This is a genomic window from Kitasatospora sp. NPDC085879, from assembly GCF_040686255.1.
In the GTDB taxonomy this organism is placed as follows: domain Bacteria; phylum Actinomycetota; class Actinomycetes; order Streptomycetales; family Streptomycetaceae; genus Kitasatospora.
In genome coordinates, this window is sequence record NZ_JBFBJZ010000007.1 from 116,976 (window position 1) to 141,140 (window position 24,165).

Below are 24,165 nucleotides of genomic sequence, written 5' to 3' on the forward strand. Positions count from 1 at the left end.
AAGACTCGCATGCGGATCGTGACCGGCGCGCTGGTGCTGCTGCTCGTGGTGGTGATCGTCAGCGCGCTCGTGCGGAAGTGACCGGACCGGCACCGAACACCCGGCACCGAACGGCGAAGGGCCACCGCCCGCAGGCGGTGGCCCTTCGGTGCGTCCGCAGCCGTCAGAGCTGGTCCACCACGTAGTCGATGCACGCCGTCAGCGCCTGGACGTCCGCCGGGTCGATCGCCGGGAACATCGCGATCCGCAGCTGGTTGCGGCCCAGCTTGCGGTAGGGCTCGGTGTCCACGATGCCGTTGGCGCGCAGCGCCTTGGCGATCGCGGCGGCGTCGACCGAGTCGTCGAAGTCGATGGTGCCGACGACCTGCGAACGCTCCTCGGCCCTGGCCACGAAGGGCTGCGCGAAGGAGGACTTCTCGGCCCAGGAGTACAGGATCGAGGAGGACTCCGCGGTGCGGGCCACGGCCCACTCCAGGCCGCCGTTGCCGTTCAGCCAGTCCAGCTGCTCGGCGAGCAGGAAGAGCGTGCCGATCGACGGGGTGTTGTACGTCTGGTCCTTCGACGAGTTGTCGATCGCCGTCGGCAGGTCGAAGAACGGCGGGATGTAGCGGCCGGAGCCGGCGATCTCCGCGGCGCGCTCCAGGGCGGCCGGCGAGAAGGTCGCCAGCCACAGGCCGCCCTCGCTGGCGAAGGACTTCTGCGGGGCGAAGTAGTAGACGTCCGTCTCGGTGATGTCGACCGGCAGGCCGCCGGCGCCCGAGGTGGCGTCGACCAGTACCAGCGAGCCCGCGTCCGCGCCCTCGGGGCGGCGGATCGGCATGGCGACACCGGTGGAGGTCTCGTTGTGGGTGAGCGCGTAGACGTCCACGCCCGCCTCGGCGACCGGCAGCGGGTGGGTGCCCGGCTCGGTCTTGATCACGGACGGCTCGGCCAGCCACGGCGCGGCCTTCACGGAGGAGGCGAACTTGGACGAGAACTCGCCGAAGTTCAGGTGCTGGGACTTCTCGCGCACCAGACCGAAGGCGGCGATGTCCCAGAAGGCGGTGGAGCCGCCGTTGCCGAGCACCACCTCGTACCCCTCGGGAAGGGAGAAGAGGCTGCTCACGCCCTCGCGCACGCGCTTGACCACGTTCTTGACCGGGGCCTGGCGGTGGGAGGTACCCAGCAGGGAGGTTCCGGTGGCGGCGAGGGCACTCAGGGCCTCGGGGCGCACCTTGGACGGGCCGCAGCCGAAGCGGCCGTCGGCGGGCTTGATGTCAGCGGGGATCTGGATCTGGGCCACGGCGGCAGCCTACTGCCCCGGAGGGCCGTACGGGGGCGGACGTCCGCCCGCTGAGATGTGATCCCCGCACGGTCCGGGCGGGTCCGGGCACGCCCGGACCCGCCCGAAAGAGCTGTGCGTCAGTGCGCGATCGAGTCGTAGCCCTCGACCTCGCGCGGGCTGCGCGGGCCCGGGCCGACGTAGCGCGCGGAGGGGCGCACGAGGCGACCGGTCCGCTTCTGCTCCAGGATGTGCGCCGACCAGCCGGCCGTCCGGGCACAGGTGAACATCGAGGTGAACATGTGCGCCGGGACCTCGGCGAAGTCCAGCATGATCGCGGCCCAGAACTCCACGTTGGTGGCGAGCACGCGGTCGGGGCGGCGGTTGTGCAGCTCCTCCAGCGCGGCCTTCTCCAGCGCCTCGGCGATCTCGAAGCGCGGGGCGCCGAGCTCCTTGGCGGTGCGGCGCAGCACGCGGGCGCGCGGGTCCTCGGCGCGGTACACGCGGTGGCCGAAGCCCATCAGGCGCTCGCCCTTGTCCAGCGCCTTCTTGACGTAGCCCACCGCGTCACCGGTGCGCTCGATCTCCTCGATCATGCCGAGCACGCGGGACGGCGCACCGCCGTGCAGCGGGCCGGACATCGCGCCGACCGCGCCGGAGAGCGCGGCCGCGACGTCGGCGCCGGTGGAGGCGATGACCCGGGCGGTGAAGGTGGAGGCGTTCATGCCGTGCTCGGCGGCGGACGTCCAGTAGGCGTCGACGGCCTTCACGTGGCGCGGGTCCGGCTCGCCGCGCCAGCGGATCATGAACCGCTCGACGACCGTCTCGGCCTTGTCGATCTCGCGCTGCGGGACCATCGGCAGGCCCTGGCCGCGCGCGGACTGCGCGACGTAGGACAGCGCCATCACCGCGGCCCGGGCGAGGTCGTCGCGGGCCTGCTCGGCGGAGATGTCGAGCAGCGGCTTGAGACCCCAGACCGGGGCGAGCATGGCGAGGGCGGACTGCACGTCCACCCGGATGTCGCCGGAGTGCACCGGAATCGGGAAGGGCTCGGCGGCCGGCAGACCGGGGTTGAACTTGCCGTCGACCAGCAGGCCCCACACGTGGCCGAAGGAGACGTGGCCCACCAGGTCGTCGATGTCCACACCGCGGTAGCGCAGGGCGCCGCCTTCACGGTCGGGTTCGGCGATCTCGCTCTCGAAGGCGACGACACCTTCGAGCCCGGGTACGAAGTCGGACATCAGACGGCTCCTTCAGTGATCCGATCCGGCTCGCCGCGGCGAGTGGTGCGACGGGCCGGGGTGACCATGGGTGGTTGGCACTCGGTGTCAGCCTGGCAGGCACGGCGTGCATTGCGCCATACACCACGACGGTGATGTTTCCCCCAAAGCGACGCCCGACCGCTCCGGCATCCGGCATCATCGGCGGACACCCGGCAGGAAACCGACCCATACCGGACGTTCCTGGGTCGGCGGTCGGCCAAGCGGTGGCGTGACACCTTAACTCCCCCCGGGGTTTGCCGGGACGTAGCAGCCCGCAACGCTTGTCGTACGGGATGATGTTGCCGTGCCTACCGCGGAACGCCCCCCGACTGCCCTGACGACGCCTACCGAACGCCGGCCGGGCCCGGACCTCGCCGTCATGCGCAAGCACTACCAGCACGAGGGGCTCGCCGAGGGCGATCTGGCCGCCGACCCGGTGACGCAGTTCACCACGTGGTTCCACGAGGCGGAGGAAGCGGGTGTGGCCGAGCCCAACGCCATGGTGCTCTCCACCGCGGACGCCGCCGGCCGGCCCAGCTCGCGCACCGTCCTGCTCAAGGGCTACGACCTCCGCGGCTTCGTCTTCTTCACCAACTACGGCTCGCGCAAGGGCGCCGAACTCGCCGTCAACCCGCAGGCCTCGCTGCTCTTCCCGTGGATCGAGCTGGCCCGCCAGGTGATCGTCTCCGGCCGCGTCGAGAAGGTCGGCCGGGACGAGACCGCCGCCTACTTCCGCACCCGCCCGCACGGCTCCCAGCTCGGAGCCTGGGCCAGCGAGCAGTCCAGCCCGGTGGCCGGCCGCGAGATCCTCGAACAGCGCTACGCCGACCTCGCCGCCCGCTACCCCGAGGGCGAGGGCGTGCCCGTACCCCCGTTCTGGGGCGGCTACCGGGTCGTTCCGGAGGCCGTCGAGTTCTGGCAGGGCCGCGAGAACCGCCTCCACGACCGCCTGATCTTCGTGGCGGACGCCGAGGGCGGCTGGACCGTCGAGCGCCTGTGCCCCTGATCGGGCATGCTGTCGTATCCGGGCTAACCCAAACGATTGGGATACCCGATTCGGAGCAAGAGAAACGCTGAAAGTGCGTCAAACTCGCGGCATAATGGGGGCGGGCCGCGGGCCCGGGGCCGGACAGGAGGTTCTTCCCTGCCGGAACGATCGGGGCGCGTCCCGTACGGCGTTTCCCCCATTGGCGCTTTGACCTCGCAGAATCGAGACTTCCCATGGTCGCTGCACTCGCCACCCGGCCTGTCGACGACGCACCCGCCGAGGAAGCCGTCACACGGCCTTCTCTTGCCGCGCTCGCCGCTCTGGGAACGGACGAACTGACCGCGCAGCTGCACCGCGCGCTGCCCGGTGCGGAGAACGGCCAGGTGGCCGTCGCCGCGTTCAACTCGTCCATCTGACAGGGGTGGGAGAGTCCGGCGGCCCGCACGACGCGGCTGCCGCGCCGGTGGTGCCGTTCTCGCAGTTCGTGCTCAAGATGCACAGCCGTTGCGATCTTTCCTGCGACCACTGCTACGTCTACGAGCACGCCGACACCAGTTGGCGCGGCAAGCCTCGGGCCGTTCCGGAGGCCGTCCTCACCAGGACGGCCGAACGCATCGCCGAACACGCTCGCGCCCACGCCCTGCCCGCCGTGCACGTCGTGCTGCACGGCGGGGAACCCCTGCTCGCCGGTCCGGCACTGCTGCGCCGGGCCGCCGAGGAACTGCACCGGGCGCTGCCGCCCGGCTGCGCCCTCGACCTGCGCATCCACACCAACGCGGTGCTCCTGAGCACCGCGTTTCTCGATCTCTTCGCCGAGTACGGCATCAAGGTCGGGGTCTCCCTCGACGGCGATCGGACCGCCAACGACCGCCACCGGCGCTTCGCCGACGGCCGCTCCAGCCACGCCAAGGTCCTCGCAGCCCTCGACCTGCTGCGCCGCCCCGAATACCGGCACCTCTACGCCGGACTGCTCTGCACCATCGACCTCGAGAACGACCCGATCGCGGTCTACGAGGCGCTCGTCGCCCTGGAACCGCCGCGGATCGACTTCCTGCTCCCGCACGCCACCTGGGACAGCCCCCCGCCCAGGCCGGAGCGCCTCGGCGCACACCCGTACGCGGACTGGCTGCTCGCCGTCCACCAACGGTGGAGCGCCGACGGGCGGCCCGTGCCGGTGCGGACCTTCGACTCCGTCCACCGCACCCTGCGCGGACGCTCCAGCCTCACCGAGTCCCTCGGGCTCGACCCCGCCGACCTCGTCGTCGTCGAGACCGACGGCGGTTTCGAGCAGGCCGACAGCCTCAAGACCGCCTACGACGGTGCCCCGGCCACCGGCTTCACCGTGTTCGAGCACACCCTCGACCAGGTCGCCGACCACCCCGGCATGCGCGAACGGCAGTCCGGGCTGGCCGGGCTGGCCGAGCAGTGCCGGGCCTGCCCCGTCGTCCGCTCGTGCGGCGGCGGCCTCTACGCCCACCGCTACCGCACCGGCAGCGGCTTCGCCAATCCCTCGGTCTTCTGCGGAGACCTGATGCAGCTCATCACCACCGTCCGTGACCGGATCGGTCCGGCCGCCACCGTGCCCGCCCAGGCCGCACCCGTCGAACCGGACCTGACGGACGACCAGTTCGACCAACTGGCCGCGGGGTACGGCGACCGCGCCACCGTCACCGCCCTCGCCGCGGCCCAGCTCGGGCTCACCCGGCGGATGCTCGCCGCCCTCGCCGAGGGCCGCCCCGACGCCTGGCAGCTGCTCGCCGAGCTCGACGGCCGCGCCCCGCACGCCCTGGACGCCGTCCTGGGCCACCCGTACGCGCGCGCCTGGGCCGCCCGCTGCCTGCGCGGCGAACGCGGCGCCGACCTCGGCGGCCTCGCCGAGCTGGCCGCCGCCGCGGCGCTGCGCGCGCGCGTCGAGGTCGACCTCCCGGTCCCCGTCCGCGGCGGCGCCGTGCACCTGCCCACGCTGGGCCGACTGATCGTCGGCGGCGCCGGCGAAGCCCGGCTCACCGGCACCGCCGAGGGCTTCACCGTCCGCGGCACGACCGTCGGCTGGGACACCCCGGCCGGCGGCGCCTGGCAGCCCGTCCGCCGGGTCGCCCTGCCCGGCTGGACGCTCGCCCTGGAGGACACCGACCCGCAGCGCGACAGCCACCAGTGGCCGGTCGCCGAACGGCTCTCCGACGAGGAACTGCTCGGCTGGACGGGCGCGCTGCGGGAGGCCTGGGAACTCGTCGGCCGCGACCTGCCCACGTACGCGCCCGGCCTCGCCGCCGGCCTCGGCACCGTCACCCCGCTGCGGCCCGGCCCCGACGGCCGCGACGTCAGCGCCGCCGCCCGGCAGGCCTTCGGCGCCGTCGGCATCGCCCGCCCGGCCACCGCGCCGATCCTGGCGCTGCTGCTCGTCCACGAGTTCCAGCACGTCAAGCTGGGTGCCGTGCTCGACCGGCACGAGCTCTTCGACCCTGCGGACGACCGGCTCTACCACGCCCCCTGGCGGCCCGACCCCCGTCCGCTGGAAGGCCTGCTGCAAGGCACCTACGCGCACCTCGCGGTGACCGAGTTCTGGGGCACCCGGGTGCGGACCTACGACGGGCTGGCCGGTACGGCCGCCGACCGGGCCCGCCTCCAGTTCGCCCTCTGGCGCTCGCACACCGCCGCCGCGGTCGACACCCTGGCCGCCTCCGGGTCCCTCACCAAGCTCGGCGAGCGCTTCGCCGAGGGCATGGGCAACGCCGTCCGGCCGTGGCTGGACGTGCCGGTCGGCCCCTCCGTCGAGGCCGCCGCACGCGCCGAGGCGGCCGCGGCCCGGGCCGCCTGGGAGGCCCGGGCCGCAGCCCCCGGCAGGACCTGACGACAGGGCAGCGCTGGGTTCCGGGGCGCGGTGACAGCCTGTTGGGTGCGGGAGGCGGTGGCCGAACTGGAGGACACCGGTCCGGGAGACCATCCGACCATTGAGCCGATCGGTTGGTCTTCCCGCTTCTTTCCTCCGCATGACACTTCGGTGTGCGCCGGATGAAGTCCCTGACCGGGGGCACGACCGCCGATGGACAGTTCCGTTCGGCGTGCAGCCACCCGCCCCGGATCCCGATAGGCTCGGCCATCGATTCGCCACAGCGGCTGGAGGACGGGTTGTACACCCGAGCTGAGCTGACGGGCCATCTGCGCGCGCTCGGAGTAGAGCGGGGGGAGATCCTGCTCGTCCAGTCCTCCGCGCGGGCGGTCGGGCCGGTCGAGGACCGCGCACGGACCATCGTGTCGGCCCTGCAGGACGCGCTCGGCCCTGAGGGAACGCTGGTCGCCTACACCGCGACCCCGGAGAACTCGCGGACGTCCCGGCTGCACAAGGAGGCCACGGCAGGCCTCTCAAGCGCCGAACGGCTCCGCTTCCTCGACCGCATGCCCCCCTTCGACCGGAACAGCACGCCGGCCTCGCCCACCATGGGCCGGGTCTCCGAGGAGATCCGGCTGCTGCCGGGGGCGGTGCGCAGCCGCCACCCGCAGACGTCCTTCACCGCCGTCGGCCCGATGGCGAGGGAGCTGACGGCCGACCACCGGTACGAGAGCCACCTCGGTGAGCACTCGCCGCTGAACCGGCTGTACAAGGCCGGGGCCAGGGTCCTCATGATCGGCGTGCCGTGGACCTGCTGCACGGTGTTCCATCTGGCCGAGTACCGGCAGCCCGGCCGGACGATGCAACGCTACTCCACCGTCGTCCTCGGGAGGGGCGGTCGTGCACGGTGGAAACACTTCTATGCGCCCCGCGTGGACACCGCCCACTTCGACCGGATGGCGGCGGAGATCACCCCCACTCTCAAAGGCCTGGTGAAAGGCCATTTCGGCGACGCGGACTGTGTCCTGATGCCGATCGCCGAGGCCGTGGACGGGGCCGCGCGGTGGCTCGACCGCCCTGCGGGCGAGAGTTGGGAGCCCTCCGCGCGTTGCGGCCCTATTCCTTCGGGGAAGGTCACCTTCCTAGACTGATCCCGCCTGGGGGTCAGGTGGCGGACGGTCTCGGGGGAGGCGCGTGTGAACAGCCCGGGGGGATGGGGGAAGGATGCTGCGCGGCCGTACTTCTTCCTCAGCTACGCCCACACCCCGCGTGCCACCGGCAAGGCGGGCGACCCCAACCACTGGGTGGCCAGACTCTACGACGACCTGTGCGAGGCGATCACCGAACTGACCGACGTCCCCGAGGGCGTCCCGGTCGGATTCATGGACCAGTCCATGCACCAGGGGCAGTTCTGGGCCGACCGCCTCGCCCGCGAACTCGCGTCGTGCCGGGTCTTCGTCCCGCTCTACTCGCCCCGCTACTTCAAGAGCCATGCCTGCGGCCAGGAGTGGCACTCCTTCAGTCAGCGCCCGGTCTACCAGAGATGGCAGGACGGCGAGGTGACCAGTGGCATCGTCCCGGTCCTCTGGGTCGCCATGGACCACTACACGCTGCCCCGCTGCGCCAGTGAACTCCAGTTCAACCACGGCAGTTTCGGGCCCGACTACGCCGCCGAGGGCCTGTACGCGCTGATGAAGCTCACCGCGTACCGGTCCCAGTACGAACTCGCCGTCCACCGGCTCGCCCAGCGCATCGTCGAGGTCGCCGAGCGGACCATCATCCCGGTCGCCCGCCCGGCCAGGTTCGAGGAACAGCCGAGCGCCTTCACCGGCACCGAGCCGCCCGGCAACACCCTGCGCATCTCCGTCTACTCCTACCGCCGCGGCGAACAGCCGCCGGGCCGCAGCGCCGACTACTACGGCGCGCGCCGCACCGACTGGCAGCCCTACCGGCCGGAGTCCCGCAGGCCGCTCGCCGAGGACGCCGTCGACGTCGCCCGCAGCATGGGATTCCAGGCCACCGTCCACGAGTTCGAGACCGAGGCGCCGGCCATGCTCGGCGGCGCCGAGCCCACCGCCCCCGGCATCGTGCTGATCGACCGGTGGGCCCTCTACGACGGCCGCCGCCGGGAGGCCGTGCGCCGGTTGGACCAGCGCCATCCGGCCTGGGTCACCACCCTCGAACCGTGGAACACCGAGGACGAGGAGTGCGCCGCCCACGACGAGGAACTCACCCGCCTCAGTGACGACGTGCTGCGCTCCGCCCGTTCCCGGCGGCCCACCCTGCGGGGCGGCGGATCCTCCGCCCCCGGCAGCCTGGAGGCCTTCCGCGGCGAGATGGAGTGGGCGGTGATCCGCGCCAACCAGGGTTTCGAACGCCGGGACGGACCCAAGATCCAGCACCTGCCGGCCCAGCGCAGACCGAGCCTGCGGGCCGACTTCGACACCGGACAGCGGCCGTCCCGCACCGTGCCGCTCGACACGCCAGGGGACGACGAGGACGGCGGAGGCACCGTAAGGGCCGCGCCTGGGGGAGGACAGCCATGACCGACAGGCAGACGTGGGCCGCCACGGCGGGCCGCCGCTTCGGGCCGGAGCCGGAGGCCGAGAGCCGCTCGGACGAGGACCGTCAGGGGCGGATCATCACGTTCTACTCGTACAAGGGCGGCACCGGCCGGACCATGGCGCTCGCCAACACCGCCTGGATCCTCGCCGCCAACGGCTTCCGGGTGCTCACCGTCGACTGGGACCTGGAGGCGCCCGGCCTCGGCCGGTTCTTCCACCCCTTCCTCGACCAGGCGGCCGTCGACGGCACCACCGGCATGATGGACCTCTTCGCCGACTACTACGACGAGGCCCGCCGCCCCACGGAGCGCGCCCTCGACTGGCACGAGGACTTCGCCCGGATCCACCCGCACGCCATCTCGCTCCGCTGGCGTTTCCCCGGCAGCGGCGGCCTCGACTACGTCCCGGCCGGCCAGGTCAACCGGGACTACTCCGCCAACCGGATCGACTGGGACGACTTCTACGAGCGCTACGACGGGCAGCGGTTCCTGCAGTCGCTGCGCCAGGACATGAAGCACCACTACGACTACGTCCTGATCGACAGCCGTACCGGCCTCACCGACACCGCCGACATCTGCACCGTCGAGATGCCCGACGACCTGGTGGTCTGCTTCACCCTCAGCGACCAGAGCATCGACGGCGCCGCCCGGATCGCCCACACCGTCAACGGCCGCTACGCCGACCGCGGCATCCGCATCCTGCCCGTCCCGATGCGCATCGACGAGAACGAGAAGGAGAAGGCCGACGCCGGTCGTGCGCACGCCCGGATCCGCTTCTCCGGCCTGCCCTCCGGCCTCGCCGAACCCGAACTCGCCCAGTACTGGGCCTCGGTGGAGATCCCCTACCGGCCGTTCTACTCCTACGAGGAGATCCTCGCCCCGTTCGGTGACGCGCCCGGCCAGCCTGCCTCCCTGCTCTCCGCCTGCGAGCGGCTCACCGCCGTCCTCACCCGGGACCGGATCACCACCCTGCCGCCGATGGACGAACTGGAGCGACTGCGCAACCTCGACGCCTTCATCCGGCGCCGGCCCACCGCCCCCGCCGACCTCTACCTGAGCTTCGTGCCCGAGGACCGGGTCTGGGCGGACTGGATCGCCTCCGTGCTCACCGACGCCGGCTTCCGGGTGGTCTCCCGCGATCTCGGGGTCGGTGCCGACCCGCGGGCCTCCACCGAGCAGGGCATCGACGCCGCCTACCGCACCGTCGCCGTGCTCTCCTCGGCCTACCTCGTCTCGCCGCAGGCCCAGGCCCTGTGGGAGCGCGCCGTCGGCGGCGACCCGGCCGGCACCCGCCGCCAGGTGATCCCCGTCCGCGTGGGCGACGTCCGGCTCACCGCGCCGTTCAACAACCGCAACCCCGTCGACCTGGTCGGCCGCGACGAGACCCAGGCCGCCCTCACCCTGCTGCGCGCCCTCGGCCACACCGACCCGGTGCCGACCGAGCGCAGCCCGGGCAGTCCGCGCTTCCCCGGCACCCGCCCCACGTACTGGTCGGTGCCGCAGCGCAACCCCTCCTTCACCGGGCGCGCCAAGGTCCTCGACGACCTGCGCGAACAGCTGGTCGGCGGGCCCACCGCCGTACTGCCCACCCCGCAGACCCTGTACGGGCTCGGCGGTGTCGGCAAGACCCAGGTCGCGCTGGAGTACGCCCACCGCTTCATGTCGCACTACGACCTGGTCTGGTGGATCGACGCCGAGCAGCCCGAGTCCGTCGTCCTCGACCTCGCCGAACTCGCCGACCGACTCGGCCTGCGGGTCGGCGAGAGCGTCAACGAGGCCGCCGAGTCCGCCCGCGAGGCACTGCGCCGCGGCACCCCGACCTCACGCTGGCTGCTGATCTTCGACAACGCCGACGAACCCTCCGAGGTCCGCCGGTACTTCCCCGGCGGCACGGGCCACATCCTCATCACCTCCCGCAACCAGGGCTGGTCCGGACAGGCCGGAGTGCTCGGCGTGGACGTCTTCACCCGCGGCGAGAGCATCGACCACCTGCGCCGCCGGGTCCGCGGACTCACCCGCCAGGACGCCGACCGGGTCGCCGAGGCCGTCGGCGACCTGCCGCTCGCCGTCGAGGTCGCCGCCGCCTGGCTGGAGACCACCCGCACCCCCGTCGACACCTACGTGGCCCAGCTGCAGGCCGAGGCCACCAAGGCGCTCGCCGCCGGCGACACCCCGGTCGACTACCCGACCCCGGTCGGCGCCACCTGGAACGTCTCCATCGCCCGGCTGCGCGAGCAGTCCCCGGCCGCCGTCCGACTCCTCCAGCTCTGCGCCTTCTTCGCCCCCGAGCCGATCTCCCTCACGCTCTTCTACAACGAGCAGATGACCCGCGCCCTCGCCCCCTACGACGAGGAGCTCACCGACAGCTTCATGCTCGGCAAGGTCATCCAGGCCGTCAGCCGGTACGCCCTCGCCAAGACCGACGCAGCCAGCAACAGCTTCCAGGTGCACCGGCTCGTCCAGGCCGTCGTCCGCAGCGGCATGACCCCCACCGAGCAGCAGGACGCGATGCACGACGTGCACCGCATCCTGGTGAACGCGCGCCCCTCCCTGGGCGACACCGACGACCCCGGCAACTGGCCCGCCTTCGAGAAGATCTGGCCCCACCTCACACCGTCACGCGCCCAGGACTGCGACGAGCGCGAGACCCGGGAACTGCTCATCGACCGCGTCCGCTACCTGTGGAAGCGCGTCGACCTCGAACGCGCCATGAGCCTCGCCCGCTCCCTCGACGTCACCTGGGCCGACCGCTACGCCGCCGAGACCAACGCCGCCGAACGACGCTTCCTGCGCCGCCAGATGCTCAGCCTCAACTTCCAGCTCGCCAACGTGCTCCGCTCCCAGGGCGCGTACAGCGAGGCGCTCGAACTGGACCGGGCCACCCTCGCCGGGCAGAAGGAACTCCTCGGCGACCACAACGCCTTCACCCTGATGACCGCGGGCTCGCTCGGCGCCGACCTGCGCAACCTCGGCCGGTTCCAGGAGGCGCTGATCCTGGACATCGACACCTACAACCAGTTCCGCGACCTGTTCGGCGACGACAACCCGCGCACCCTGTCCGTCGCCAACAACCTCGCCATCGACCACCGGCTCGTCGGCAACTCCCAGCTCGCCCGGGACCTCGACCAGGAGACCTTCGACCGGCGGGCGGCCGTCCTCGGCCCGCGCCACCCGTACACCCTCTCCAGCAAGTCCAACCTGGCCCGCGACCTGCGCGAGATGGGCGACTACAAGGGCTCGGCCGAACTGCTCCGCGAGGTCACCGAGAGCCTCGACGAGATCCTCCAGCCCGACGCCCCGGAGAACCTCCGCAACGCCAAGTCCCTCGCCGTCTCGCTCCGCCGCGCCGGCGAAGTCCGCGAGGCGCGCCGGCTCACCGAGCAGACCTACGAGCGGTACGTCGACCGGTACGGCCCGGACAACGCGGACGCCCTCGCCTGCCGCCTCAACCTGGCCGCCGACCACAGCGCCGCCGGCGACAAGGAGACCGCCCGCGACATCGCCGCCGCCGCCTACGAGGGCTACCGGCGCCTGCACGGCGACCAGCACCCCTTCACCGCCGTCTGCCAGAACAACCTCGCCATCTACCTCCGCGGCAGCGGCGACGTCACCGGCGCCATCCGGCACAACGAGGAGGCCGTCGCCGGACTCGCCCACTCCCTCGACCCCGACCACCCGTACACCCTCAACGCCACCATCAACCTCGCCAACGCCTACGCCGACGACCACCAGCTCGCCAAGGCCGAGGAACTCGGCCGCGCCGCCTACGCCGGGCTGCACAACCGCTACGGCCCCGGCCACCCGGACGCCGTGGTGTGCTGGCTCAACCTGGCCATCACCCTGCGCTCCGCCGGCCGCCAGGACGAGGCGGATGCCATGCGCAGGCAGGCCATCACCGCCCTGGTCGAGCTGTTCGGCGACGACCACCCGACGATCGTCTCCGCCCGCGGCTGGCAGCGGATCAACCGCGACCTCGAACCCCAGCCGCTCTGAGCCGCCGTCCGCCCGGCCCCCCGCCCCGGCCGGTCCCCGGGGCGGGGGGCCGGCGGCGGTGTAGCCTGCGGGCCTGATGACCGACACCACCGCGCCCAGGGTCCTCGTCACCCGCCGGCTCGCCCCCGGCGTACTGGAACGGCTCGCCGCCGCCTGCGAGGTCGTGCACCACGACAGCGAGGCACCGCTGCCGCGCGCCGAACTCCTCGCCGCCGCGGCCGGCTGCACCGCGCTGCTCACCACCCTCGACGACACCGTCGACACCGAGCTCCTCGACGCGGCCGGCCCCGCCCTGGCGCTGGTCGCCAACCACGCGGTCGGCACCCACAACATCGACCACGCCGCCTGCGCGGCCCGCGGCGTCGCCGTCTCCAACACCCCCGGCGTGCTCACCGAGGCCACCGCGGACATGGCCTGGGCCCTGCTGCTCGCCGCCGGCCGCCGGCTCGGCGAGGGCGAGCGGCTGCTCCGCTCCGGCCGGTCCTGGGCCTGGGCACCGACCTTCATGCTCGGCGTGGAGCTCTCCGGCACCCCTCTCGGCATCCTCGGCATGGGCCGGATCGGACAGGCCGTCGCCCGCCGCGCCGCCGGCTTCGGCATGCCGGTGAGCTACCACAACCGCAACCGGCTCCCGGCCGGCCGCGAGCAGGGCGCCCGCCACCTGCCGCTCGACGAACTGCTCGCCGCGTCCCCGGTGCTGGTGGTGACCGCCCCGCTGACCGCCGGCACCCGCCACCTGGTCGACGCCGAGAGGATCGCCCTGATGCCCGCCGGAGCCGTCCTGGTCAGCATGACCGCGGGTGTCGTCGACGAGGAGGCGGTGGCCGCCGCCCTCGCCTCCGGTCACCTGTTCGCCGCCGCCGTGGACAACTTCGAGCAGGAGCCGGCCGTCCCCGCCGCGCTGCTCGCCCAGGAGCGCGCGGTGCTCGCCCCGCACCTCGGCAGCGCCACCGTCCGCACCCGTCAGGCCATGGGAGACCTGGCGGTGGACAACGTGCTCGCCGTCCTCGCCGGAGCCGAACCGCCCACCCGGGTCAGCCCGCCGCAGCCCACTGCAGCGCCTCCGTCATGACCTTGAGCGCGCCGAAGTGCGCCGCCCCCGGCTCCAGGTAGAGGTCGGCGCCCGGAATGTGGTCGGCCAGCCAGCGGGAGTGGTCCACCGGCGAGAACTGGTCGTCCGCACCGTGCCACAGCCGGGTCGGCACCCGGATCGACGACACCTCGAACCCCCAGGGCGCGGTGAACGCCAGCACGTCGTCGATCCAGCCGTCCGCGCCGTACCGGAACGCCTCCTGGTAGGTCGCCAGCAGCATCCGCCGGATCCCCGCGTCGGACACCAGCGCCCGGTCGGTCGGCGGCAGTTCCGGCACCAGGTCGTTGATCAGCGCGTGCGGGTTGTCCCGGATCAGGCCGGACCGGAAGCGGAAGGTGTCGGCGAAGTGCTCCTCGCCCCGTTCCACGTCCGTGTACTCCCGGACATTGGAGTGCGTCATCCCGCCGTACCAGTCCAGCCCCTCGGCGTGCCGCGGCGCCAGGCTCACCAGCGCCGCCACCCTGGCGACCCGCTCCGGCAGCAGCGCCGCGCAGGCCAGCGCATGCGGCCCGCCGCCGGACCGGCCGAGGACGGCGAAGCCGTCCAGTCCGAACGCGTCCGCGATCGCCACCACGTCGTCGGCCGCCGCGGCCACCCGGCGGCCCGGCAGCCGGGTCGACCCGCCGTACCCCGGCCGGTCGAAGGAGAGCAGCCGGACGCCGAGCCGGGCCAGCACACTGCTGCGCGGCATCGGCCCCACTCTGCTGCCCGGCGTGCCGTGCAGCAGGAACACCGGCTTCCCGTACGGGTCGCCGGTGGTCTCGACCGCCAGCCTCCGTCGCCCTGCGGCCTCGACCAGTCGTCGTACCACGCGGTTCCTCCAGGTCAGTTGGGGACATCGAGGCTGCGCACCTCGCGGCGGGCCTGCCAGGTGGTGTGCTCCCGGGAGATGGCGTCCTCGGCGTCCCGGGCGAGCCGCGCCCAGGTCTCCTCGGCGTCCTCGGAGTCCGGCCGCAGCTGGTCCAGCTGACGCTCCACCAGGACGAGTTCGGACGCCGCGAGCGAATAGGCGGCCGCCTGCGGCCGGTACTGCCGCAGCTGGGACCAGGCGGCCACCGACGCGGCCACCGCGGAGACCGTGCCCAGCGCGTCGTAGGTGAACCAGCCGAGCGCCCGCAGCACCGCCAGCACCAGACCGAGCAGCGGCAGCGCGATCCCCAGCCGCCCGGCCCGGCGGCCGGCGTTGGCGCACTGCCGCGCCTTGTTCTGGTACCAGATGCGCTGGGCGTGCACCCGCTCGCGCAGGTAGATGTCGCGGCGCACGGTGAGCGGCTGCCCGCGCAGCTGCTCCATCTTCTCGGTGATCTGCGGGTGCCTGGCCGGCCCCCGCCAGGTCTCCAGCTCCGCGCGGACCCGGGCCATCTGCGGGATCACCCGGTCGGTCTCGAACTCGCCGAGGATGCCGTTCAGCTGGATCGCGTACAGCCGCTCGGCGTCCGGCAGCTTCTTCGGCGGCGGCCGGTAGGAGTCGGCCCGCACCGCGTACTTCCAGGAGAGCGTCTTCACCGACTCGGCGACGGCCCGGCCCTCGTACCAGAGGCCCTGCGGGTTCTGCACGCTCACCAGTGCGGCCATCAGCACGGTGCAGAGGTACGCGAAGGCCGCCACCCACGCCCACGCCATGCCGTCCGCGGAGCCCGTCGCGGCGGCGGCGACCAGCAGCACCAGCTCCCAGCGGGAGAGCAGTACGGCCCGGCGCTGGCCCTGCAGCGAGGAGGAGTCGGCGGCCCAGAACAGCTCGGGCAGCAGGTCCTCCTCGCGCACCCAGCCGATCGAACGTGCCGGCCCCGTCGTCATGTCGGCCCCCCACCGTCGCTCGAACCCCAGCAGCCCCCAGCAGCAGCTGTTCTGCCCCGCGCGGTGGCGCGGTACGCCTGGGGAACGGCCAGTATGGGTGCGGACCGTCCCACGCGGACAGGCACAGTTCGGACAGAAGCCGCACCCGGCCCGCCGCGGGAGCGGACGACGGTCCGTCAGAAGGCGTAGTGGATCCGCTCCCGGTTGTCCGCCATGACCTTGGCGTTCCACTCGGTGCCGCCGTCCACGTTGCCGGAGCGGAACAGCGGCGGGGTGATCCCGCGCTCGGTCAGCCGACCGACCGCCGAGACCACGACGGCCTGCATCAGCGCGCTGGTCACGATCGTGGAGACCGGGCCGAAGGTGGTCTCCGCCCCCGGGCAGGACAGCTCGCCGTCGCCGACCGCGATCTTGTTGTCCAGCACCACGTCGCAGTTGTCCTTGAGGTACGTCCCGGACGGGTGGTTGGAGGTGACCGCCCCGGGATAGGCCAGCGAGGTCACCCCGATCACCTTCATGCCGCGCTCCCGGGCGTGCCGGGCCAGCTCGACCGGCATCACCTGGCGCCCGGAGAGCGAGATCAGGAAGAGCAGGTCGCCCGGGCCCGCCGGGGTCAGGTCCAGCGTGGCGGTGGCCAGCCCGGACACCCGCTCCAGCGCGCTGCCGAGCGGCGCCGGCATCACGTTCACCCCGGTCATCCCGGGGACGTCCAGCAGGTTGATCACCACCAGCCCGCCCGCCCGGTACACCACGTCCTGGGCGGCGAGCGAGGAGTGCCCGGCGCCGAAGGCGAAGATCCGGCGACCCTCCGCGACCGCGTCGGCGAGCAGCCCGGCGGCCGCCGCGATCGACTCCGCCTCCTCCCGGCGGACCCGCTCCAGATGGGCCACGGCGGCGTCGAAGTACTGCCCGACCAGGTCGGTCATCGAAATCTCCGAATCTGTGCGGGGCCCGGTGGTCCAGACCGCTCATGGAGGAAGATACGGCGAGCACGGTGCTGCCTGCGGCGTCCTGCTGTCAACAGCGATGAAAAGACCCGGGCATGTACCACGACCCGCCCCTGTTGACACCGCAGTACGCCAGAATTGGCGGTGAGGACACCGAAGAACGGAGACCAGCGGCGATGTCTGGCCTGATCGACACCACGGAGATGTACCTCCGCACCATCCTCGAACTCGAGGAGGAGGGCATCACGCCGATGCGCGCCCGCATCGCGGAGCGCCTGGAGCAGAGCGGCCCCACGGTCAGCCAGACCGTCGGGCGGATGGAGCGTGACGGCCTCCTCCGGGTTGCGGGCGACCGCCACCTGGAGCTGACGGAGGAGGGACGAAGGCTCGCCGTCCGGGTCATGCGCAAGCACCGGATCGCCGAGTGCCTGCTGGTCGACGTGATCGGCCTTGAGTGGGAGCAGGTCCACGAGGAGGCCTGTCGCTGGGAGCACGTGATGAGCGAGACGGTCGAGCGCAAGGTGCTCGCCATGCTCGGCCACCCCACCCAGTCCCCGTACGGCAACCCGATCCCCGGCCTGGACGAGCTCGGCGACACCAAGGCCGAGGGCGAGGGCTTCGACGCGGCCCTGCTCACCCTCGACTCGGTGGCCGGCACCGGCAGCTCCAGCGTGGTCGTCCGCCGGATCGGCGAGCCGATCCAGACCGACGAGGAGCTGATGCGGACGCTGCGCCGGGCCGGTGTCCGTCCGGGCGCCACCGTGCAGGTCGCCCCGGCCGCCGGCGGCGTCGTGGTCGGCGCCGGCGAGAGCGCGGCCGAGCTCGGCAAGGACATCGCCGCGCACGTCTTCGTCGCTCAGGTCTAGGCACCGCCCGGGCCCGGCACCGCCGCGGCCTCGGTTCGCGACCCGGCAGGCAGACCCGCCGCCGGGCCGCCCTTCGGTGTGCCCTCCGCTCCTCAGCACGTTCCTCACCGTGCTCCTCACCACGACAGGGGCCCGGTGCTCCCCGGCACCGGGCCCCTGCTGTGCCCCACCCGTCCCCCTCGGTTCCCTCCCTGACCCCTCCCTGCTCCCTCCCTGTCCCCCTGCGCTGCGGCACCGGCCACCCCGAGCCGGGACGGTGCCGCAGCCCCGAGCCCCCTTCCCCGCGTCCGGCTTCCCCGACCGAACGCCCCTCCCGGTCCCCCGGGTCCGTGCCCCCTCTCGTGCTGCCGTCGTGCTTGCTCCCCGCCGAATTTGTCCCCTCGGCAGATCCTTCCAATCCTTGAGAGTTGTCACCCGAACGAGCGGGCTTGCCGTTCTGACCAGCGGGTACACCGATGCCTCAGGGCGTGAAAGCGTCAGGCGGGCCCCGCCCCCTGTGAGGGGCGGGGCCCGCCGGATGCGCGCGAGGGTGTCGCGCGGTTCCCGCCCTCACCCGATAGGAGCAGGGCGGCGATCGGCGGACGGGTGAAATCCCGTCAGGCCCCGTTCAGCGGACGGCCGCCGCGACCGGCAGCTGCTGCGGCCGGGGCGGCTGCGCGGCCTCCCGGCCGCAGGCGTACGCGAGCGGGTTGATCAGCTCGGCGGCGTCCGGCAGCCAGCGGTTGATCGCGGACGGCGGCCTGGCCCACTGGGCGAAGCTGTAGGGACCGACCCGGGACGGCGGGGCCACCACGAAGTCGCCCTCGCCGCGCCCCACCAGGTCGAGGCGGCCGGGTGCCCAGCCCAGCTTGCTGAGCACCTCGGGCAGCTTGGCGGCCACCCCGGGCAGCACCAGGAAGTGCAGCCGGCGGCCGGTCTGCCCGGCCGCCGCCGGGACGGCCACCACCGGGCCGAGCTGCAGCCCCATCCGTTCCATCCGGGCGAGCGCCAGGCAGCCCGCCACCTCCGGGACGTCCAGCACGTCGAAGGAGCTGCCGGTGGGCAGCAGGATCGAGGCCTCCGGCCGCTCCGTCCACCAGCGGCGCACCACACCCGGGCCCGCGCTGGCCCTGCGCCGCCAGTCCTCCTCCGCCGGGTGCGCGCCGGGCAGCGCACACCGGAGGGCGCCGCACGAGCAGTGCGCCGGTCCGTCGCCGTCGACCAGCCATGTGCCGGGGACGACCTCCCAGTGGCGGTCCTCCGCGTAACTGACGGCTTCGATGAGGAGCGGGGGCAGACCCTGCTCACGGGCTCCTGGGCTGTTGTCCACGTGCTGCTCAACTACCGTGCGTGAAGGCGGTTACGGCCGGACGGGGGGTGGTCAGCCCTCCGCCTCCGATGTCACTCTCGACGGTGAGTCGCCCGTCGCGCCCACCGGAATTTCGGGGGCGGTAACGGGCGCAATGGGGGCGCACGGGGGCATTCAGCAGGGCGCGGGGGGAGTGGATACGTCACCCTGGGTATTCCGCTGGTGTCGCCGGGTTCCCGGCCGGGGCAGGTCGCGCCCCGCCGCCGGCGCAGGCACCAGCAGAATCGTCGCCCCCCGGTCAGGGCCGGGGGCGTTGGGGAGGCGAAGTCCATGGCCGCGAGACCACTCGTCGCACGAGAGCCCAACGAGCGCTTGCAGCAACTGATCCAAGAAGCGGGCTGCTCGAACGCGGGACTGGCCCGCCGGGTCAATCTCTGCGGCGCGGAGCACGGCCTGGACCTTCGCTACGACAAGACCTCGGTGGCCCGCTGGCTCCGCGGCCAGCAGCCGCGCGGCCAGGCCCCCGCGGTGATCGCCGAGGCGCTCGGCCGCAAGCTGGGCCGCGGCGTCACGGTGGACGAGATCGGCATGGCCGACGGCAAGGGGCTCAGCTCCGCGGTCGGCCTGCAGTTCGCCCCCAACCTGAACGCCGCGCTGGAGCAGGTCTGCGAGCTGTGGCGCAGCGACGTGGGCCGCCGCGACTTCCTGGCCGGCGCCGCCGTGGCCGCCTCCGCCCTGGTCGAGCCCAGCCGGGACTGGCTGATCACCCCGCCGGACGCGGTGGTCGCCCGGGCCGGCGCCACCCGGGTCGGCCCGACCGACGTCGCCGCCGTCCGGGCCACCACCCAGATGCTGGTCGAGCTGGACCACCGCTTCGGCAGCGGCCACGTCCGCCCGGTGGTGGTGCACTACCTGAACAGCGTGGTCTCCAACCTGCTCTCCGGCGGCTACCGGGACGAGACGGGGCGTCAGCTCTTCGCCGCCGTCGCCCGGCTGACCGAGCTGGCCGGCTACATGGCGGTCGACACCGGCCAGCCGGGGCTCGCCCAGCGGTACTACATCCAGGCGCTGCGGCTGGCCCAGGCAGCCGACGACCGCGGCTACGGCGGCTATGTGCTCGCCGCCTCGATGAGCCACCTGGCGGCCACCCTCGGCAACCCGCGGGAGATCGCCCAGCTGGCCAGGGCCGCCCAGGAGGGCGCCCGCGCGGTCGCCACCCCGACCGCGATGGCGATGTTCTACGCCGCCGAGGCGCGCGGCCACGCCCTGCTCGGCGACGCCCGGTCGTGCGAAGCGGTGGCGGCCAAGGCCCAGGAGGCGATGACGCACCGCAACCCGGCGGACGACCCCGACTGGATCGTCCACTTCGACGAGGCCTACCTCGCCGACGAGCTCGCGCACTGCCACCGCGACCTCGAGCAGGGCGCGAAGGCGGAGGCGTACGCCCGGACCGCGCTGGAACTGCACCCGGTGAGCCGGGTGCGCCGGCGCGCGGTGGACCTCGTCCTGCTCGCGACGGCGCAGTTGCAGCAGCGCGAGGTGGAGCGGGCCTGCGAGACGGGCGCGCAGGCCGTGCGGCTGCTGAGCGGTCTGCGGTCGAACCGAGGTGTGGAGTACCTGCACGACTTCCGCAGCCGGCTCGAGCCGTACCGCGAGCACCGGGTCGTCCGGGAGTTCCATGCCCGGCTGGCGGGGGAGGCGGCCTGAGTCGGGGACGGCCCGCTTCGTGAGGAGCAGGTGAGGAACGCCCTCCCTGCGTAGTCACCCGTGCAGGTGACGGGGTAGCGTGGGCGTGCTATGCAGCGTTACCCAGGTCGTCGAGCAGTTGTGGTCCGCCGTCAGCGTGCGCGCGGCACAGGTGAGGAATCGCGTTGAGCCAGCGCCGCTTCTCCCACTCCCATTCCTCCAGCGACTTCAACTTGGACGATCTGTTCAGGCCGGAGTCCGGAGGGGAGCAGGGTCAGTCGGGCGTGCCCGCACAGCAGGCGCCGCCCGTCCAGCAGCCGGTGCCGCAGGCCGCGCCACCGGTGCAGGGCCAGGGCGGCCCCGAGTACTGGGGGCCGCCACCCGGCGCCGCCCAGCCGGGTGCCGCCCAGTCGGGCGCCATGCAGCCGGCCGCGCCGGTCGAGCACGCGCCGGAGACGCAGTACCTGCCGCCGTACCCGACGGCCGACCCGTCGGCCGGCGGCGTCCCGCAGACACCGGGTCAGCCGATGCCCGGTCAGCCCGGCTACGGCGGGCAGTCGTACGGCGGCCAGCAGGCCTTCGGTGGGCAGCAGCAGTCGTACGGCGGGCAGCAGGCCTTCGGCGGCGGCTTCCCGGCCGAGGCCCAGCAGCAGGCCGTGCCGCAGCCCGGCTACGGCGCCCAGCAGACCTTCGGCGGCCAGTCCTTCCCGGCCGCACCGACGGCCGCGCCGAGCGCCCCGACCGGCTACGCCGACCCGGGCCGCCGGGCGGGCTCCGGCTCGGGCCGGCCGTCGAACCAGATGATCATCGGCGGGGTGATCGCCGGCTGCGCGGCCGCGGGCATCCTGGTCGCGGTGCTGATGAGCGGCGGCGACGACACGCCGTCCGGCACCGGCTCGACTCCGGTGGCCAAGGCGTCCAGCGGCGCTCCGGCCACGGCCGGCACCGGGGGGATGACCCCGGAGGCCAAGGAGCAGGCGAAGGCGCTGTCCGACCTGCTCGGCACCGCCAGTGCCAGCCGGCAGGCGGTGGTCGGCGCGGTGGCCGCGGTCGGCAAGTGCGAGAAGCTGCCGGAGTCGCAGGCGGCGCTCGCCGGCGCGGCGACCCAGCGGCAGGGCCTGCTGACCAAGCTCGGCGCGCTCAAGGTGGACAAGCTGACCGGCGGCACCGAGCTGACCTCGCAGCTGCAGAAGGCCTGGCAGGCCTCGGCCACCGCGGACACCGAGTACGCGGGCTGGGCGGGCGACGCCGTGGCCGGCTGCGACCCGGCGGCGATCAAGAACAACCCGCACCTGAAGGCGGCGACCGAGGCCAGCGGCACGGCGACCGGGGCGAAGGAGAAGGCGTCCTCGCTGTGGAACGCGATCGCGGGCCAGGCCGGGCTGCCGACCAAGGACAAGACGGAGCTCTGAGGCCCCCCGGGGCCGTACAGCACGCGAGGGGCGGACGGGATGAGATCCCGTCCGCCCCTCGCGTGCTGTGCGTGTCGTCAGAGGGCCGTCAGGGGGCCGTCACGACGGGGCCTTGCCGCCGGCGAGCACCCAGCGGACGTCGACGAAGCCCTTGCGCTGCTCGATCAGCCGGCCGCCCTGCACGTGCTGGAAGGTGACCGAGGTGTTCACCAGCCGCGGCGAGTCCGCGCTGGCGAGCATGCTGGTCATGCCCCAGCTGAGCGGCGGGGTGGCGCCGTTGGTCTCGATCGGGTCGCCGCTGTCCAGGACGCCGCGCAGGGTCTTGGCGGTGAGCGGCTTGCCCGCGTCCACCCGGGAGGCCGCGGCGCGCAGCACCTCGTAGGCGACCCAGGTGGTCTGCACGCCCGGGTCGGCGACGTCGATCGCGGTGTCGCCGCTGCCGTAGGTGCGGACGGTGCCGCGCAGCGCGTCCCACACGGGGGAGGACTCGGGCGGGAACCAGCCGGTGGCGTAGGCGCCGCCGAGCGGGCCGCCGTCGCCGCCGGTGGAGTCCACCACGGACTGCTGGAAGCTGCCGATCACCGAGGCGAGCGCGGTGTGCTTGGGGCCGAGCCGGCGGAACGGGTCGAGCAGGTTGGCGGTCGGCTCGGGGCCGAGCGCGACGGTGATGCAGTTGCCGTTCCTGTCGTCGCCGATGGCCTTCTGGGCGATCGGCGTGTAGTCGTTGGACCGCTCCGGCGCCTTGACGTCGGTCAGCCTGATCCCGGACGGGCGCAGCGCGGCGTCCAGGTATCCGACCAGGGTGTCGCCGGCCCGGGTGTCCGGACGGATCAGCGCGACGGTCTTGCAGCCCGCCTCGACCAGCTGGCGGCCGCTGCCGGCGATCAGCGCGGGCGTGCCGCCGGCCACCGGGTAGGAGAACGGGCTGCTGAACTCCGGCGTCGACAGGCCGTAGCCGCCCAGGTAGGGGATGCCGGCCTGCTCCAGGGTCGACACGAAGCTGCTGCCGTACTGGCTGTAGGAGCCGACCACGGCGACGGCGTGGGCGTCGACCGCCTGCCGGGCGCAGGCGGTGACCCCCTCCGCGGTGTTGTGCTCGTTGCAGGTCAGCACGCGCAGCTGCCGGCCGTGCAGGCCGCCCTTGGCGTTGATCTCGCGGCCCACCGCCTCGGCGAGCGCGGTCATGCCGGGCCGGTCGGCCGATCCGGTGTCGGACGGCGCCCAGGTCATCACGGTCAGGTCGCTGGAGGCGGACGCGGCGTCGGCGGGGCCCCCGCAGGCCGACGTGGCGAAGATCGCGGGGACCAGGGCTGCCGCGGCGGCCAGGACACCTGCTCTGCGGTGGTGCCGGCGGAGGCCGGCGCTGGGCCGGCCGGCGGTGCGATGGTCGTCGGGCGATCCGTTCCGCCACATGGTGACTCTCCCCTCCCGGGTCCACACACTCGGCCGCTCTGTTATTCGGCCGAAATCAAGCCTTGACCTGGCCGGGCACCGTGAGAGGGACGAAAAGCGAACAGAAGGCCAACGCGGGCGGAACTCCGGGGGGTGACGCGTGTAGAACGGCGGTCGGTGGCGACACGTACGATCGGAGCACGATGTCCGACTCCACAGATTCTTCGTATCGGTCCGCCAACACCTCTTCTCGCGGCGGCCGCCGCTCCAGCACGATGGGCCGCATGCCGCTCAACGATCTCCCCTGGTGGCGCTGGCGGGCCCGGATCCGCTCGGCGCTCCACATGCTCTCCGACCCGTCCTTCCAGCAGCACGCCTGGCTGGCCGGCCTGGACGGCTACGGCGACGTCACGGACGCCGTCTACCGCCTCGTCGAGGACAGCTGGCTGGACCGCTGGCCCGCCGCGAAGTACATCGGCACCGTCGTCCGGGACGCGGCCGAGGCCGCCGCGCTGGACGCCGCGGTGCTGCGGGTGCTGCGGGTGCTGCACCAGGTCGGCGCCGACGCCCCGGCCGCCGCCTACCTGGGCCACCCGCTCTGGCCCGAGGCGGTCGTGGCCGCCCGGGAGGCCCACGTCCTGTTCGCCGTCAACGACGGTGACGACCCGGACACCCCGCCGCGCACCCTGGAGGTGCTGCGCATCATGACGCAGGCGGCCTGACCCGGCGGCCCCGGCGCGCGGCTGCGTCCCGCAGTCCGGTCAGCGGCGCGCCGCGCGTCCGGGAT

At 73.2% G+C, this 24,165-nt stretch carries 18 protein-coding genes; 11 read left to right on the plus strand and 7 right to left on the minus strand.

Annotation, left to right across the window (positions count from 1 at the left end):
- Nucleotides 1-163: 163 nt before the first annotated feature.
- Together serC and AB0P35_RS08065 are read right to left on the minus strand one after the other, a co-directional pair.
- The gene (gene serC / locus AB0P35_RS08060; RefSeq protein WP_363507944.1) at nucleotides 164-1,282 is read right to left on the minus strand and encodes a phosphoserine transaminase; all 1,119 of its coding nucleotides are present in this window, start codon (nucleotides 1,280-1,282) and stop codon (nucleotides 164-166) included.
- A gap of 119 nt (nucleotides 1,283-1,401) precedes the next feature.
- Nucleotides 1,402-2,502, minus strand: a complete 1,101-nt coding sequence (locus AB0P35_RS08065; RefSeq protein WP_363507947.1) for a citrate synthase 2 — start codon at nucleotides 2,500-2,502, stop codon at nucleotides 1,402-1,404.
- A gap of 400 nt (nucleotides 2,503-2,902) precedes the next feature.
- On the opposite strand from AB0P35_RS08065, the gene pdxH reads away from it, so the two are divergent.
- From pdxH to AB0P35_RS08100, 7 genes are all read left to right on the plus strand, one after another.
- A complete protein-coding gene (gene pdxH / locus AB0P35_RS08070) occupies nucleotides 2,903-3,529 on the plus strand; it encodes a pyridoxamine 5'-phosphate oxidase (RefSeq protein WP_095875493.1) in 627 nt (208 codons plus the stop codon).
- Nucleotides 3,530-3,744: 215 nt separating this feature from the next.
- A complete protein-coding gene (gene fxsA / locus AB0P35_RS08075; RefSeq protein ID WP_095873552.1) occupies nucleotides 3,745-3,927 on the plus strand; it encodes an FxSxx-COOH cyclophane-containing RiPP peptide in 183 nt (60 codons plus the stop codon).
- A gap of 5 nt (nucleotides 3,928-3,932) precedes the next feature.
- Nucleotides 3,933-6,362, plus strand: a complete 2,430-nt coding sequence (locus AB0P35_RS08080) for an FxsB family cyclophane-forming radical SAM/SPASM peptide maturase (protein ID WP_363507952.1) — start codon at nucleotides 3,933-3,935, stop codon at nucleotides 6,360-6,362.
- 278 nt (nucleotides 6,363-6,640) lie between these two features.
- Nucleotides 6,641-7,492, plus strand: a complete 852-nt coding sequence (locus AB0P35_RS08085) for an AAC(3) family N-acetyltransferase (RefSeq protein ID WP_363507955.1) — start codon at nucleotides 6,641-6,643, stop codon at nucleotides 7,490-7,492.
- A gap of 45 nt (nucleotides 7,493-7,537) precedes the next feature.
- Complete coding sequence (locus tag AB0P35_RS08090; RefSeq protein ID WP_144298628.1) at nucleotides 7,538-8,887, plus strand: TIR-like protein FxsC; 1,350 nt, start codon at nucleotides 7,538-7,540, stop codon at nucleotides 8,885-8,887.
- A 134-nt stretch (nucleotides 8,888-9,021) separates the two neighbouring features.
- Entirely contained in the window at nucleotides 9,022-12,897 is a 3,876-nt protein-coding gene (fxsT, locus tag AB0P35_RS08095) for an FxSxx-COOH system tetratricopeptide repeat protein (RefSeq protein WP_257019286.1), read from the plus strand.
- Between the two features lie 76 nt (nucleotides 12,898-12,973).
- A complete protein-coding gene (locus AB0P35_RS08100) occupies nucleotides 12,974-13,969 on the plus strand; it encodes a D-glycerate dehydrogenase (protein WP_363507959.1) in 996 nt (331 codons plus the stop codon).
- On the opposite strand, the gene AB0P35_RS08105 is transcribed toward AB0P35_RS08100, so the two are convergent.
- The 3 genes from AB0P35_RS08105 to AB0P35_RS08115 form a co-directional block, all read right to left on the minus strand.
- Entirely contained in the window at nucleotides 13,932-14,801 is an 870-nt protein-coding gene (locus tag AB0P35_RS08105) for an alpha/beta fold hydrolase (protein ID WP_363507962.1), read from the minus strand. The two genes, AB0P35_RS08100 and AB0P35_RS08105, sit on opposite strands and share 38 nt — an antisense overlap.
- 14 nt (nucleotides 14,802-14,815) lie before the next feature.
- The gene (locus AB0P35_RS08110; RefSeq protein ID WP_095873547.1) at nucleotides 14,816-15,787 is read right to left on the minus strand and encodes a DUF4231 domain-containing protein; all 972 of its coding nucleotides are present in this window, start codon (nucleotides 15,785-15,787) and stop codon (nucleotides 14,816-14,818) included.
- Nucleotides 15,788-15,963: 176 nt separating this feature from the next.
- On the minus strand, nucleotides 15,964-16,719 hold the full coding sequence (locus AB0P35_RS08115; protein WP_363508144.1) for an SIS domain-containing protein: 756 nt from the start codon (nucleotides 16,717-16,719) through the stop codon (nucleotides 15,964-15,966).
- 191 nt (nucleotides 16,720-16,910) lie between these two features.
- On the opposite strand from AB0P35_RS08115, the gene AB0P35_RS08120 reads away from it, so the two are divergent.
- On the plus strand, nucleotides 16,911-17,600 hold the full coding sequence (locus AB0P35_RS08120; protein WP_363507965.1) for a metal-dependent transcriptional regulator: 690 nt from the start codon (nucleotides 16,911-16,913) through the stop codon (nucleotides 17,598-17,600).
- 607 nt (nucleotides 17,601-18,207) lie between these two features.
- Here AB0P35_RS08120 and AB0P35_RS08125 read toward each other — a convergent pair.
- On the minus strand, nucleotides 18,208-18,909 hold the full coding sequence (locus tag AB0P35_RS08125; RefSeq protein ID WP_363507968.1) for a bifunctional DNA primase/polymerase: 702 nt from the start codon (nucleotides 18,907-18,909) through the stop codon (nucleotides 18,208-18,210).
- Nucleotides 18,910-19,218: 309 nt separating this feature from the next.
- Between AB0P35_RS08125 and AB0P35_RS08130 the strand changes: the two genes are divergently transcribed.
- Nucleotides 19,219-20,595 carry a transcriptional regulator gene (locus tag AB0P35_RS08130; RefSeq protein WP_095873543.1) on the plus strand — a complete coding sequence of 459 codons (1,377 nt, stop codon included), beginning with the start codon at nucleotides 19,219-19,221 and terminating at the stop codon, nucleotides 20,593-20,595.
- Between the two features lie 263 nt (nucleotides 20,596-20,858).
- The gene (locus AB0P35_RS08135) at nucleotides 20,859-21,986 is read left to right on the plus strand and encodes a hypothetical protein (protein ID WP_363507971.1); all 1,128 of its coding nucleotides are present in this window, start codon (nucleotides 20,859-20,861) and stop codon (nucleotides 21,984-21,986) included.
- 99 nt (nucleotides 21,987-22,085) lie between these two features.
- Here AB0P35_RS08135 and AB0P35_RS08140 read toward each other — a convergent pair whose 3' ends face one another.
- The gene (locus tag AB0P35_RS08140; RefSeq protein ID WP_363507974.1) at nucleotides 22,086-23,399 is read right to left on the minus strand and encodes an ABC transporter substrate-binding protein; all 1,314 of its coding nucleotides are present in this window, start codon (nucleotides 23,397-23,399) and stop codon (nucleotides 22,086-22,088) included.
- Nucleotides 23,400-23,662: 263 nt separating this feature from the next.
- Here AB0P35_RS08140 and AB0P35_RS08145 point away from each other — a divergent pair, with 263 nt between their 5' ends.
- Nucleotides 23,663-24,100, plus strand: coding sequence for a hypothetical protein (locus AB0P35_RS08145; protein WP_257019088.1), 438 nt, complete (start codon nucleotides 23,663-23,665; stop codon nucleotides 24,098-24,100).
- Nucleotides 24,101-24,165 lie beyond the last annotated feature (65 nt).

What these genes read in the sequence shown, in the direction of transcription:
- AB0P35_RS08065 (WP_363507947.1), bottom strand. Translation starts at nt 2,502, where the DNA reads ATGTCCGACTTCGTACCCGGGCTCGAAGGTGTCGTCGCCTTCGAGAGC.
- pdxH (WP_095875493.1), top strand. Translation starts at nt 2,903, where the DNA reads ATGCGCAAGCACTACCAGCACGAGGGGCTCGCCGAGGGCGATCTGGCC.
- fxsA (WP_095873552.1), top strand. Translation starts at nt 3,745, where the DNA reads ATGGTCGCTGCACTCGCCACCCGGCCTGTCGACGACGCACCCGCCGAG.
- fxsT (WP_257019286.1), top strand. Translation starts at nt 9,022, where the DNA reads ATGGCGCTCGCCAACACCGCCTGGATCCTCGCCGCCAACGGCTTCCGG.
- AB0P35_RS08100 (WP_363507959.1), top strand. Translation starts at nt 12,974, where the DNA reads ATGACCGACACCACCGCGCCCAGGGTCCTCGTCACCCGCCGGCTCGCC.
- AB0P35_RS08110 (WP_095873547.1), bottom strand. Translation starts at nt 15,787, where the DNA reads ATGACGACGGGGCCGGCACGTTCGATCGGCTGGGTGCGCGAGGAGGAC.
- AB0P35_RS08120 (WP_363507965.1), top strand. Translation starts at nt 16,911, where the DNA reads ATGTCTGGCCTGATCGACACCACGGAGATGTACCTCCGCACCATCCTC.
- AB0P35_RS08130 (WP_095873543.1), top strand. Translation starts at nt 19,219, where the DNA reads ATGGCCGCGAGACCACTCGTCGCACGAGAGCCCAACGAGCGCTTGCAG.
- AB0P35_RS08140 (WP_363507974.1), bottom strand. Translation starts at nt 23,399, where the DNA reads ATGTGGCGGAACGGATCGCCCGACGACCATCGCACCGCCGGCCGGCCC.
- AB0P35_RS08145 (WP_257019088.1), top strand. Translation starts at nt 23,663, where the DNA reads ATGCCGCTCAACGATCTCCCCTGGTGGCGCTGGCGGGCCCGGATCCGC.